The 12,536-nt window shown below is 59.6% G+C and carries 9 protein-coding genes, 2 tRNA genes and 1 rRNA gene; 6 read left to right on the forward strand and 6 right to left on the reverse strand.

Features of this window, described 5'->3' with window-relative positions; genetic code table 11:
* The first annotated feature begins 516 nt into the window (after positions 1–516).
* Positions 517–1,230, forward strand: coding sequence for an ArsR/SmtB family transcription factor (locus ACSSU5_RS13795; RefSeq protein WP_264310422.1), 714 nt, complete (start codon positions 517–519; stop codon positions 1,228–1,230).
* A 19-nt stretch (positions 1,231–1,249) separates the two neighbouring features.
* Here ACSSU5_RS13795 and ACSSU5_RS13800 read toward each other — a convergent pair whose 3' ends face one another.
* The 6 genes from ACSSU5_RS13800 to ACSSU5_RS13825 form a co-directional block, all read right to left on the reverse strand.
* Positions 1,250–2,197, reverse strand: a complete 948-nt coding sequence (locus tag ACSSU5_RS13800) for an adenosine deaminase (RefSeq protein ID WP_264310421.1) — start codon at positions 2,195–2,197, stop codon at positions 1,250–1,252.
* 83 nt (positions 2,198–2,280) lie between these two features.
* Positions 2,281–3,636 (reverse strand): 8-oxoguanine deaminase, encoded by a 1,356-nt coding sequence (locus ACSSU5_RS13805; protein WP_492559110.1) that lies wholly within the window; start codon positions 3,634–3,636, stop codon positions 2,281–2,283.
* 120 nt (positions 3,637–3,756) lie between these two features.
* Positions 3,757–4,443, reverse strand: a complete 687-nt coding sequence (locus ACSSU5_RS13810; RefSeq protein ID WP_264310419.1) for an SDR family oxidoreductase — start codon at positions 4,441–4,443, stop codon at positions 3,757–3,759.
* Between the two features lie 366 nt (positions 4,444–4,809).
* The gene (locus tag ACSSU5_RS13815; protein WP_264310418.1) at positions 4,810–5,394 is read right to left on the reverse strand and encodes an IMPACT family protein; all 585 of its coding nucleotides are present in this window, start codon (positions 5,392–5,394) and stop codon (positions 4,810–4,812) included.
* Positions 5,395–5,403: 9 nt separating this feature from the next.
* Positions 5,404–6,066 (reverse strand): TetR/AcrR family transcriptional regulator, encoded by a 663-nt coding sequence (locus tag ACSSU5_RS13820; protein ID WP_264310417.1) that lies wholly within the window; start codon positions 6,064–6,066, stop codon positions 5,404–5,406.
* A 90-nt stretch (positions 6,067–6,156) separates the two neighbouring features.
* Complete coding sequence (locus tag ACSSU5_RS13825) at positions 6,157–7,074, reverse strand: LysR family transcriptional regulator (RefSeq protein ID WP_264310416.1); 918 nt, start codon at positions 7,072–7,074, stop codon at positions 6,157–6,159.
* A 118-nt stretch (positions 7,075–7,192) separates the two neighbouring features.
* Here ACSSU5_RS13825 and aptA point away from each other — a divergent pair, with 118 nt between their 5' ends.
* From aptA to ACSSU5_RS13850, 5 genes are all read left to right on the forward strand, one after another.
* Positions 7,193–8,539: an omega-aminotransferase AptA gene (gene aptA / locus ACSSU5_RS13830; RefSeq protein ID WP_264310415.1), complete on the forward strand. Its 1,347-nt coding sequence runs from the start codon at positions 7,193–7,195 to the stop codon at positions 8,537–8,539.
* 74 nt (positions 8,540–8,613) lie between these two features.
* Positions 8,614–10,107 (forward strand): CoA-acylating methylmalonate-semialdehyde dehydrogenase, encoded by a 1,494-nt coding sequence (locus tag ACSSU5_RS13835; protein WP_258655021.1) that lies wholly within the window; start codon positions 8,614–8,616, stop codon positions 10,105–10,107.
* 558 nt (positions 10,108–10,665) lie between these two features.
* Positions 10,666–12,202: ribosomal RNA gene (locus ACSSU5_RS13840) — 16S ribosomal RNA — on the forward strand.
* A gap of 87 nt (positions 12,203–12,289) precedes the next feature.
* Positions 12,290–12,366: transfer RNA gene (locus tag ACSSU5_RS13845), tRNA-Ile, on the forward strand.
* Positions 12,367–12,389: 23 nt separating this feature from the next.
* Positions 12,390–12,465: transfer RNA gene (locus ACSSU5_RS13850), tRNA-Ala, on the forward strand.
* Positions 12,466–12,536 lie beyond the last annotated feature (71 nt).

A 12,536-nucleotide genomic window follows, 5' to 3' on the forward strand; every position in this document is an offset into this window, starting at 1 on the left:
CCAATGGGCTGAGAGCGGATGAAGTGTAGCGCTGTGTTCTGTGCATGCCATGACCGCCGTCTGCGCGCTGACTGACGGTCAACAACCCTCTTAGTTCACCCTCACGTCATGCTGCCCCAGGAGTAATGCCTGGAAGCATGTAGAAGCTTCGCTTTTGTTTGCGCTACTTATGGAAGCCCGCTGTCGGCCGCATCCGAACGTACGCTGGGCGACTTTTCCTCATGCCCTGTCTGTGCCCCGCTGAGATCTGGGGCACTGTTCATTTGCGCGGTTCCGACGGGATTGGCGAACCTGCACATCATCTCTCATGGGTAGGCATACCCAGTGGACTTCAGACAGGCGGGCTGCGTCGGCTAGCTGCCTGAGTGGGGTTTTCTGCGGCTTATACTGGCCACCAGAGCCAGTGCCAGCGAGCGGGAGTTCCCTGTCGCGGCCGGTCATTCATAAGGCAGGCGATCCGCATTGCCAGGGTTGGCCATTGCATCCACATGTGAACGTGCAGGGAGTTACAGGAACATGAACGCAGTCAGCAGTATCAGCCAGATCGCCAGCCTGATGGCCGACCCCAAACGCAGTGCCATGCTGTGGGCGTTGATCGACGGCACACCGCGACTGGCGAACGAGCTCGCGATGATGACCGGGTTGACATCATCTTCGGCCTGCGCCCACCTTTCTTTGCTGTCTTCGGCCGGTTTGCTCAGGCATGAAGCGCGCGGTCGCAAACGCTACTTCCGCCTGGCTACCCCTCAGGTAGGGGCCGCAGTGGAAGCATTGGCAAGCGTGCAGTTGGGCAGTGCCAAAGAGAACCCGTCCGAGGCGACAGCGATGCAACTCCCCATGTCGATACGCAGAGCGCGGCGATGCGGTGACCATCTTGGCGGGGAGCTGGCCGGTGAGTTGTATCACCGCCTGGTGGTGGCGGGTTGGCTGGAGGGCACTGATCGCCACCTGATGGTCAGTGAGCTGGGGCGGGCAGAGCTGGCGCTGGTCGGTGTCTACATTGATGCCTTGGCGCCGCATCAGCAACGGGCTTGCGTGATCTGCCGCTGCACCGACTGGAACAACCAGGGCGCTCACTTGGGGGGCATACTCGGGCAGGCCTTGTTCAGGCTGTTTCTGCAGTCCGGCTGGATGCGCGAGTCCGAGGATACGCGGGCATTGCATATCTCGGCGCTGGGCATCCAGCACATCAATCGCATTGCCCGCGTGACGACGTTGCAGGTCGGGTAACCGCAACGTCACTTGCCGATCAGACCAGCCGCGCGTCCAGGCTGTTTTGCGCCAGGCGACGGGCCTGGCCTTCGGTCATGCCCAGATGGGTATGCAGGGCATGGAAGTTTTCGGTGACGTAGCCGCCGAAGTAGGCAGGGTCGTCCGAATTGACGGTAACTTTCACGCCGCGCTCGAGCATGTCCAGGATGTTGTGCTGGCTCATGTGATCGAACACGCAGAGCTTGGTGTTCGACAGTGGGCACACAGTAAGGGGGATCTGCTCGTCGATGATGCGCTGCATCAGGCGCTCGTCTTCGATGGCGCGCACGCCGTGGTCGATACGCTTGATGTGCAGCAGGTCCAGGGCTTCCCAGATGTATTCGGGCGGGCCTTCTTCACCGGCGTGCGCAACGGCGACGAAGCCTTCGCTGCGGGCGCGGTCGAATACACGCTGGAACTTGCTCGGAGGGTGGCCCATTTCGGAGCTGTCCAGGCCTACGGCGATGAAGGCATCGCGGAAGGGCAGGGCTTGGTCGAGGGTCTTTTGCGCTTCTTCTTCACTGAGGTGGCGCAAGAAACTCAGGATCAGGCCACTGCTGATCCCCAGTTGCTCGCGGCCATCCTTGAGCGCCTGGTTGATGCCGTTGAGCACCACTTCGAAGGGGATACCACGGTCAGTGTGGGTTTGTGGGTCGAAGAACGGTTCGGTGTGGATGACGTTCTGCGCTTTGCAGCGTTGCAGGTAAGCCCAGGTCAGGTCGTAGAAATCCTGTTCGGTACGCAGTACATCCGCGCCCTGGTAATAGAGGTCGAGAAACTCCTGCAGGTTATTGAAGGCGTAGGCGCCGCGCAGGGCTTCGACATCGGCCCAAGGCAGGGCGATCTTGTTGCGCTCGGCCAGGGCAAACAGCAGCTCAGGCTCCAGCGAGCCCTCCAGGTGCAGGTGCAGTTCGGCCTTTGGCAAGGCGTTCAACCAGTCATACATAGTTGGTTATCTCGATCAGGTACGGTTGCCGCCATTCTACAGGGCCTGGCCAGGCAATGCGCCGGGCCAGGCCCTGTGTGGCATCAACCGGCGATCAGTTGCGCGGCTGCCTGGCGGTGATCGGCGATCAGGCCCTGGATATCCAGGCCTTCGATCTGGCCATCAATGACCCGCCATTGGCCGCCGACCATGACCCGGTCGGCGCGATCGGCCCCGCACAGCAGCAACGCCGACAGTGGGTCATGGCTGCCGGAGAAGCGCAGCTCGTCGAGTTTGAACAAGGCAAGGTCAGCTTGCATGCCGACGGCCAGCTCGCCGATGTCCTGGCGCCCGAGCAGGCGTGCCGAGCCGCGTGTCGCCCAACCCAGGGCACGTTCTGGGGTGATCTGCTCGGCGCCATAGCGCAGGCGCTGCAGGTACAGGGCCTGGCGGGCTTCGAGGATCATGTTGGAGGCATCGTTGGAGGCCGAACCATCAACGCCCAGGCCCACGGGAGCGCCAGCAGCTTCGAGATCGACGGTTGGGCAGATGCCCGAGGCCAGGCGCATGTTTGAGCTGGGGCAGTGGCAGATGCCGGTGCCAGCCGTGCCGAGGCGGGCGATTTCGTCGCCATTGAAGTGGATGCCGTGAGCCAGCCAGGTGCGCGGGCCGAGCCAGCCGACGCTGTCCAGGTAGTCGACGGTGCGCAGGCCGAAACGCTGCAGGCAGAAATCTTCCTCATCAAGGGTTTCCGCCAGGTGCGTGTGCAGCCGCACATCGAGTTCTTCGGCCAGCGTGGCACTGGCCCGCATGATCTCGGGCGTGACCGAGAAGGGCGAGCAGGGCGCCAGGGCAATCTGGATCTGCGCGCCTTCGCCGCGTTCATGGTAGCTGTGGATAAGTCGCTGGCTATCAGCCAGGATCACCTCACCCTGTTGCACCGTTTGCTGCGGTGGCAGGCCACCATCGTCTTCGCCCAGGCTCATGGAGCCGCGGGTCAGCATCGCACGCATGCCCAGCTTGCGTACCACCTCGACTTGCACGTCGATGGCATTGTCCAGGCCTTGGGGGAACAGGTAGTGGTGATCGGCGGCGGTCGTGCAGCCCGACAGTAGCAGTTCGGCCAGTGCTACCTGGCTGGCCAACGCCAGTTTGGAGGGGGTAAGGCGTGCCCATACGGGGTAGAGCGTTTTCAGCCAAGGGAACAGCGGTTGGTTGACCACAGGTGCCCAGGCACGGGTGAGGGTCTGGTAGAAGTGATGGTGGGTGTTGATCAGGCCAGGTGTGACCACATGCTCGCGGGCATCGAACACTTGGTCGCAAGGTTGGCTAGGGCTTTCGCCGAGGGCAAGAAGTTGGGTGATGCGGCCGTCTTCGATGACCAGCCCGCCACGGGCGTCGGTGCCGTTGGCGGTGAAGATGGCGAGGGGGGATTTTAACCAGATACGGGTCGCAGGCATGGTGCCGGCTCCTCTGAAAGTGGGTTCAGGTTAGCCAGCTCAGTGTTGCCCTGTCTGCTGATCCAGGTCCGCCACGGGGGCGAGGCATTGAGTCTACTGCCTCGCCACGCGGCTTTCAATTCACCAGATCAGTGGTTCGCCCTTGTAGTTGATGAAGCGCAGGCCGCCATTGCCGCTTTGCGCTTTGATCTGCTCGAGCATGCCGCGGGTGCTGGTCAGCACGTCGATCTCGGCGTTCTCGCCGCCCATGTCGGTCTTCACCCAGCCAGGGTGCATGGCCAGCACGCAGAGGTCGGGGCGCTGTTGTTCGACGACGAAGCTGTTGATCATCGAGTTCAGGGCCGCCTTGCTGGCTTTGTACAAGCAGACCTCACCGCCGTCCGGGATGGTTACGCTGCCCAGGATCGAGCTCATGAAGGCCAGCACGCCGCTGCCCTCGCGCACCTGGCCGACCAAGCGGCGGGCGACGCGGATGGGGGCCACTGCGTTGGTCATGAACAGGTCGCCGATGTCCTGGTTGCGGACGGCCTCCAGGTCTTGTGGCAGGGGGCCCATGACGCCCGCGTTGACGAACACCAGGTCGAACACCTCGCCTTGCAGGCGTTGCTTCAAGCCATCGAGCTGAGCGGTGTCGTTCATCTCCAGCTGCTCGATGCGTACACCGGGAACGTTGGCCAGGGCCCCGGCCTTGTTTGGGTCGCGCACGGTGGCGATGACGTTCCAGCCATCCTCTTGCAAGCGTTGCACCAGCCCCAGGCCAAGGCCGCGTGAGGCGCCGATGATGAGGGCAGTTCTTGAGTTAGCCATAGGAACATTCCTTTATCGGTGTAGGAAAAGGAATTGAGCATACTGCAGAGTCGCTGGCTGTGCCTGCGTTGCGCTTGGTTAAAAAATGATCGATGGCGCCAGGCCGTGTGTAGACGGGCGCTTCGCCTGTTGGCTAACGGGTTATCCACAGGCTGTTCCACAGTTATTGTGTGCAAGCTGAACGGTCTGGCAGGTTTGTCTCAGCCACAAGGATTGGGGATAACTCCCAGGCTTTCAGTTATTTACGGCTGTCATCAAATAGTGATCAAAATATGATCAAAGCTCTGCAGGCCTTGAAACGACTAGCCTGCAAGAGAGTGCCCCAAGCTTATCCACAGGCAGGCCCACAGTTCTTGTGAGCAATGTTCAGCGGGCTTCGAGCAGAATGCGCCCCCGGCTCAGGTCGGCCAGCTGCTGCTGCAGCGGTGCCAGGTGGGTTGCCCCCACCGCAATGCGCAGGTCTACGCCATTGGCAGTGAATTGTTCATCCAGCACCAGGCCGTCAACGTCTGCCAGGCGCAGTTTCACCAGCGCCAGCTCGCTGAAGCTGCAACTGCAGGTGAATTCGCTGCGCTGCACCAGCAGGCGCTTGGGAGCCTGTTGCAGGCATTTGTTGGCCCCGCCGCCATAGGCCCTGGCCAGGCCACCGGTACCCAACTGGATACCGCCGTACCAGCGGATCACCAGCACTACCACCTGATCGCAGTCTTGCGCTTCGATGGCGGCCAGAATGGGGCGCCCGGCGGTACCGCCCGGCTCGCCATCGTCATTGCTGCGGTACTGCCCGCCGAGCTTCCAGGCCCAGCAGTTGTGGGTGGCGGCCAGATCGCTGTGGCGTTCGATGAAGCTCATCGCCTCGGCAGCACTGGTAATCGGGCCGGCGAGGGTGATGAAGCGGCTTTTGCGGATTTCTTCGCGAAATTCACAGAGGTCGAGCAGGGTAGAAGGCATAAATGGCTGTCAGGCGCTCGGCTTGATGCCGCACCCCTTGAGAATGATGTGGATAAGATTGCTGCTCGCGTCTTCCATGTCCTGCTTGGTCAGGCGGCTGCGGCCGGTGACCTGGCAGATCTGCGTGGCGAAGTCGGCATAGTGCTGGGTGCTGCCCCACAGCAGGAATATCAGGTGCACCGGGTCGACCGGGTCCATCTTGCCTGCTGCGATCCAGGCCTGGAATACCGCTGCCCGGCCACGGAACCATTCACGGTAGTCGGCGCTGAAGTATTCGTTCAGGCAACTGCCGCCGCTGATCACTTCCATGGCGAAAATCCGCGAGGCTTGCGGGTTGCGCCGCGAGAACTCCATCTTGGTCCGAATGTACTGGCTCAGCGCTTCACCTGGGTCGTCCTCGACGCTCAAGGCGTTGAAGGTGCTGTCCCACAACTCGATGATGTTGCTGAGCACGGCAATGTACAGGCCCAGCTTGTTGGTGAAGTAATAATGCAGGTTGGCCTTGGGCAAACCGGCCTTCAGGGCGATGGTGTTCATGCTGGTGCCCTTGAAGCCATGGCGGGCGAATTCGTCTTCGGCGGCCTGGATGATGGCCTGTTCGTTCTTCTGGCGGATGCGGCCGGCGGGCTTGCCCGAGGCGGAGAGGCGATGCGCTGGGACTTCAAGGGTCATGGACGATTCCGTACGGGTCAGTGGCAGCGGCTGTCGGACAAGATTACCTTCCTGCGCCGAAGTGACAAGCGTTTGCGTCACAGACAGGCATCAGCGTGTCGCTGCCAGGCTATCCAGGAAGCTTTCCAGCACCAGGTTTGGCCGCCGCCCTTTGCGTGTGACCCAGCTCAGACTCAGGTCATAGAAGCGCTGCCGGGGCTTGAGGGCACGCAGCCGACCTTGCTGCACCCAGAAGCTGGCGTAGTGGTCTGGCAGGTAGCCGATGTAGCGCCCCGTGAGAATGAGGAACGCCATCCCCTCGCGGTCCGAAGCGCTGGCCGTGCAGTGCAGGGCTTGGTAATGGGCCTGGATATCGGCGGGCAAGCGGAAGGTGGGGGTAATGGCTTCCTGGCTGTTGAGCCGCTCGTCATCTACCTGTTGATCGTCGGCGTAGAACAGCGGGTGGCCCACTGCGCAATACAGCAGCGAGCGCTCGCTATACAGCGGTTGATATTCAAGGCCTGAAAGCGCGATGGTCTGCGGCACCACGCCGACGTGCAGGCTGCCGTCGAGCACGCCGTGCTCGACCTGGCTGGGGGCGATCATGCGGATGTTGATACGCACATCTGGGCCACGGTCCTTGAGCTCGGCAAGGGCATGGGTGATGCGCATGTGCGGCAGGGTCACCAGGTTGTCGGTAAGGCCGATGTTCAGCTCGCCACGCAAGTGCTGGTGCAGCCCGTTGACTTCCGTGCGGAAGCTCTCCAGGGCACTGAGCAACTGCAAGGCCGAATGGTAGACCTCACGGCCTTCCTCGGTCAGCGAGAAACCGGCCCGGCCGCGCTGGCACAGGCGCAGGCCGAGGCGCTGCTCCAGGTCATTCATCTGCTGGCTGATGGCCGAGCGGCCGATCCCGAGCACGTTCTCGGCTGCCGAGAAGCCGCCGCACTCGACTACGCTGCGGTAGATCTTCAACAGGCGAATGTCAAAATCGCTGACTTGGGCGAGTGGGTCGGGGCGTCGGCTCATTAGTTTAGTGTTGCCCTATCTGAAGATTAGAAATGCAGGCTTTTTCAGACTTTATCGCCGTGCCAATTTAGTCGCAACAACATCCATCGTTGCCTATTCGTCTTCCGAGGAACCGCCGATGAACATGCCCGAAACCGCCACCACCGGTATCGCCAGCCAGCTGAAGCTGGATGCCCACTGGATGCCCTACACCGCCAACCGCAATTTCCATCGCGACCCACGCCTGATTGTGGCGGCGGAAGGTAACTACCTTGTGGATGACAAGGGGCGCAAGATTTTCGACGCCCTGTCTGGCTTGTGGACCTGCGGCGCCGGGCATACCCGCAAGGAAATCACCGAGGCGGTAGCCCGCCAGCTGGGTACCTTGGACTATTCCCCTGCGTTCCAGTTTGGCCACCCGCTGTCGTTCCAGCTGGCAGAAAAGATTGCCGATCTGGTTCCAGGCGACCTGAATCACGTCTTCTATACCAACTCCGGTTCCGAGTGCGCCGACACCGCGCTGAAGATGGTGCGTGCCTACTGGCGTCTGAAAGGCCAGGCGACCAAGACCAAGATCATCGGCCGTGCCCGTGGCTACCATGGCGTGAACATCGCCGGTACCAGCCTGGGTGGCGTGAACGGTAACCGCAAGATGTTCGGCCAGTTGCTGGACGTCGACCACTTGCCTCACACCGTGCTGCCGGTGAACGCCTTCTCCAAGGGCATGCCGGAGGAGGGCGGTATTGCCCTCGCTGACGAAATGCTCAAGCTGATCGAGCTGCACGATGCTTCCAACATCGCTGCGGTGATCGTCGAGCCGCTGGCGGGTTCCGCCGGTGTACTGCCGCCGCCGAAGGGTTACCTGAAGCGCCTGCGTGAAATCTGCACCCAGCACAACATCCTGCTGATCTTCGACGAAGTGATCACCGGCTTTGGCCGCATGGGCGCGATGACCGGCGCTGAAGCCTTCGGCGTGACCCCGGACCTGATGTGCATCGCCAAGCAGGTAACCAATGGCGCCATTCCGATGGGTGCGGTGATTGCCAGCAGCGAGATCTACCAGACCTTCATGAACCAGCCGACGCCGGAATACGCTGTGGAGTTCCCGCACGGTTACACCTATTCGGCCCACCCGGTAGCCTGTGCCGCCGGTATCGCCGCGCTGGACCTGCTGCAGAAGGAAAACCTGGTGCAGTCTGCCGCCGAGCTGGCGCCGCACTTCGAGAAGCTGTTGCACGGCGTGAAGGGCACCAAGAACGTCGTCGATATTCGTAACTACGGCTTGGCCGGCGCCATCCAGATCGCCGCCCGTGACGGTGATGCCATCGTCCGCCCTTACGAAGTGGCGATGAAACTGTGGAAGGCAGGCTTCTATGTACGCTTCGGTGGCGACACCCTGCAGTTCGGCCCAACGTTCAACACCACGCCGCAGGAACTGGATCGCCTGTTCGACGCCGTCGGCGAAAACCTGAACCTGATCGACTGATCTTTCCGATTTCGATGCCAGGCGCGTGCATATATATGCGCGCCTGCTTCTACCTTCTATATCTGGAGTTTTGCATGAGCATTGTTCAGCACCTGATCCATGGCGAGCTGGTTTCCAAGGGTGAGCGCACCGCCGATGTCTTTAACCCGTCCACCGGCCAGGCTGTACGCAAGGTCGAGCTGGCCAGTCGTGCGACCGTACAGGAAGCGATCGACTCGGCCAAGGCGGCCTTCCCGGCCTGGCGCAATACCCCACCAGCCAAGCGCGCCCAGGTGATGTTCCGCTTCAAGCAACTGCTGGAGCAGAACGAAGCCAAGATTTCGCAGATGATCAGCGAAGAGCATGGCAAGACCGTCGAAGACGCAGCCGGCGAACTGAAGCGCGGCATCGAGAACGTCGAGTTTGCCTGCGCAGCGCCAGAAGTGTTGAAAGGCGAGTACAGCCGCAACGTCGGCCCTAACATCGATGCCTGGTCCGACTTCCAGCCGCTGGGCGTGGTCGCTGGCATTACCCCGTTCAACTTCCCGGCCATGGTCCCGCTGTGGATGTATCCGCTGGCCATCGCCTGCGGTAACGCGTTCATCCTCAAGCCTTCCGAGCGTGACCCGAGCTCGACCTTGTACATTGCCCAGCTGCTGCTGGAAGCCGGTCTGCCGAAGGGCATCCTTAATGTGGTGCATGGCGACAAGGAAGCCGTGGACGCGCTGATCGAAGCCCCGGAAGTGAAAGCGCTGAGTTTTGTCGGCTCGACCCCGATCGCCGAGTACATCTATGCCGAGGGCACCAAACGCGGCAAACGCGTACAGGCCCTGGGGGGGGCGAAGAACCATGCCGTGCTGATGCCCGATGCCGACCTGGACAACGCCGTCAGCGCCCTGATGGGGGCCGCCTACGGTTCGTGCGGTGAGCGCTGCATGGCGATTTCGGTGGCGGTGTGCGTGGGTGACCAGGTCGCTGATGCACTGATCGCCAAGCTGGAGCCGCAGATCAAAGCACTGAAGATTGGTGCCGGTACCTCGTGTGGCCTGGATATGGGGCCGCTGGTTACTGCTGCTGCCCGCGACAAGGTGGTTGGCTACATCGACGACGGTGTGGCTGCTGGCGCCAAGCTGGTGGTAGATGGCCGTGGCTTGCGGGTTGCAGGTAATGAAGATGGTTACTTCGTGGGTGGCACCCTGTTCGACAAGGTCACCCCGCAGATGCGCATCTATAAAGAAGAGATCTTCGGCCCTGTGCTGTGCGTGGTCCGGGTTAACAGCCTGGAACAAGCCATGCAGCTGATCAACGATCACGAATATGGCAACGGCACCTGCATCTTTACCCGTGATGGTGAGGCAGCGCGCCTGTTCTGTGACGAGATCGAAGTGGGCATGGTCGGTGTAAACGTGCCGCTGCCGGTACCGGTGGCGTACCACAGCTTCGGCGGTTGGAAGCGTTCGCTGTTTGGTGACCTGCATGCTTATGGTCCGGATGGGGTGCGTTTCTATACTCGTCGCAAGGCGATCACCCAGCGGTGGCCGCAGCGGGCTAGCCATGAAGCGTCGCAGTTCGCCTTCCCTAGCCTTTAAGGGATGAAGAGAAGCGGGGAGGCCGGAAGGCCTCCCCGCTTTGTTTTCAGCGATATTAAGGTTTCTTGAAATTAAAGGTTGACGGGGTTTCGAATCCCCTTATAATGCGCCCCACTTCCAGCGTAGTTGGAACGAGAAACTCCTTGAGTATCAAAGAGTTAATCGATTCAGGTGATGATGGAAGTGCTTCGATCGAAAGATCGTCAGCGGTTGAAATGGTGGTTGACAGCGCTTCTAAACGCTGTAGAATTCGCCTCCCGCTACGAGAGGTCGCAGCGAGTTAAGTGTTTGAAGCTAAACGAGATTCTCGCGAAAAACTTCAAAATAAACGCTTGACAGGCTCTGAGGAAAGCGTAGAATGCGCGCCTCGGTTGAGACGAAAAGCTCTTAACCAAACGCTCTTTAACAAATTGAATCAAGCAATTCGTGTGGGTGCTTGTGAGTATGGACTGATAGTCACAAAGATTATCAGCATCACAAGTGACCATGCGAGAAATCACATAGTCATTTGAGATTGCTGAGCCAAGTTTAGGGTTTCTTAAAAACCCAAGCAGTATTGAACTGAAGAGTTTGATCATGGCTCAGATTGAACGCTGGCGGCAGGCCTAACACATGCAAGTCGAGCGGATGAGAAGAGCTTGCTCTTCGATTCAGCGGCGGACGGGTGAGTAATGCCTAGGAATCTGCCTGGTAGTGGGGGACAACGTTTCGAAAGGAACGCTAATACCGCATACGTCCTACGGGAGAAAGCAGGGGACCTTCGGGCCTTGCGCTATCAGATGAGCCTAGGTCGGATTAGCTAGTTGGTGGGGTAATGGCTCACCAAGGCGACGATCCGTAACTGGTCTGAGAGGATGATCAGTCACACTGGAACTGAGACACGGTCCAGACTCCTACGGGAGGCAGCAGTGGGGAATATTGGACAATGGGCGAAAGCCTGATCCAGCCATGCCGCGTGTGTGAAGAAGGTCTTCGGATTGTAAAGCACTTTAAGTTGGGAGGAAGGGCAGTAAGCGAATACCTTGCTGTTTTGACGTTACCGACAGAATAAGCACCGGCTAACTCTGTGCCAGCAGCCGCGGTAATACAGAGGGTGCAAGCGTTAATCGGAATTACTGGGCGTAAAGCGCGCGTAGGTGGTTTGTTAAGTTGAATGTGAAAGCCCCGGGCTCAACCTGGGAACTGCATCCAAAACTGGCAAGCTAGAGTACGGTAGAGGGTGGTGGAATTTCCTGTGTAGCGGTGAAATGCGTAGATATAGGAAGGAACACCAGTGGCGAAGGCGACCACCTGGACTGATACTGACACTGAGGTGCGAAAGCGTGGGGAGCAAACAGGATTAGATACCCTGGTAGTCCACGCCGTAAACGATGTCAACTAGCCGTTGGAATCCTTGAGATTTTAGTGGCGCAGCTAACGCATTAAGTTGACCGCCTGGGGAGTACGGCCGCAAGGTTAAAACTCAAATGAATTGACGGGGGCCCGCACAAGCGGTGGAGCATGTGGTTTAATTCGAAGCAACGCGAAGAACCTTACCAGGCCTTGACATGCAGAGAACTTTCTAGAGATAGATTGGTGCCTTCGGGAACTCTGACACAGGTGCTGCATGGCTGTCGTCAGCTCGTGTCGTGAGATGTTGGGTTAAGTCCCGTAACGAGCGCAACCCTTGTCCTTAGTTACCAGCACGTTATGGTGGGCACTCTAAGGAGACTGCCGGTGACAAACCGGAGGAAGGTGGGGATGACGTCAAGTCATCATGGCCCTTACGGCCTGGGCTACACACGTGCTACAATGGTCGGTACAGAGGGTTGCCAAGCCGCGAGGTGGAGCTAATCTCACAAAACCGATCGTAGTCCGGATCGCAGTCTGCAACTCGACTGCGTGAAGTCGGAATCGCTAGTAATCGCGAATCAGAATGTCGCGGTGAATACGTTCCCGGGCCTTGTACACACCGCCCGTCACACCATGGGAGTGGGTTGCACCAGAAGTAGCTAGTCTAACCTTCGGGAGGACGGTTACCACGGTGTGATTCATGACTGGGGTGAAGTCGTAACAAGGTAGCCGTAGGGGAACCTGCGGCTGGATCACCTCCTTAATCGACGACATCAGCCTGCTGATGAGCTCCCACACGAATTGCTTGATTCACTTGTATAAAGACGATGCTGTAACGCGACCCTGTTATAGGTCTGTAGCTCAGTTGGTTAGAGCGCACCCCTGATAAGGGTGAGGTCGGCAGTTCAAATCTGCCCAGACCTACCATTACATGGTGCAGCCTAGACTACGGGGCCATAGCTCAGCTGGGAGAGCGCCTGCCTTGCACGCAGGAGGTCAGCGGTTCGATCCCGCTTGGCTCCACCACTTCCGCAGTATGCAGTAGCTTGTCAGAACTTAGAAATGAACATTCGGTGATGAATGTTGATTTCTGACTT

Source organism: Pseudomonas sp. E1MeOHC2, assembly GCF_058745025.1.

What these genes read in the sequence shown, in the direction of transcription:
- ACSSU5_RS13795 (WP_264310422.1), top strand. Translation starts at nt 517, where the DNA reads ATGAACGCAGTCAGCAGTATCAGCCAGATCGCCAGCCTGATGGCCGAC.
- ACSSU5_RS13800 (WP_264310421.1), bottom strand. Translation starts at nt 2,197, where the DNA reads ATGTATGACTGGTTGAACGCCTTGCCAAAGGCCGAACTGCACCTGCAC.
- ACSSU5_RS13805 (WP_492559110.1), bottom strand. Translation starts at nt 3,636, where the DNA reads ATGCCTGCGACCCGTATCTGGTTAAAATCCCCCCTCGCCATCTTCACC.
- ACSSU5_RS13810 (WP_264310419.1), bottom strand. Translation starts at nt 4,443, where the DNA reads ATGGCTAACTCAAGAACTGCCCTCATCATCGGCGCCTCACGCGGCCTT.
- ACSSU5_RS13815 (WP_264310418.1), bottom strand. Translation starts at nt 5,394, where the DNA reads ATGCCTTCTACCCTGCTCGACCTCTGTGAATTTCGCGAAGAAATCCGC.
- ACSSU5_RS13820 (WP_264310417.1), bottom strand. Translation starts at nt 6,066, where the DNA reads ATGACCCTTGAAGTCCCAGCGCATCGCCTCTCCGCCTCGGGCAAGCCC.
- ACSSU5_RS13825 (WP_264310416.1), bottom strand. Translation starts at nt 7,074, where the DNA reads ATGAGCCGACGCCCCGACCCACTCGCCCAAGTCAGCGATTTTGACATT.
- aptA (WP_264310415.1), top strand. Translation starts at nt 7,193, where the DNA reads ATGAACATGCCCGAAACCGCCACCACCGGTATCGCCAGCCAGCTGAAG.
- ACSSU5_RS13835 (WP_258655021.1), top strand. Translation starts at nt 8,614, where the DNA reads ATGAGCATTGTTCAGCACCTGATCCATGGCGAGCTGGTTTCCAAGGGT.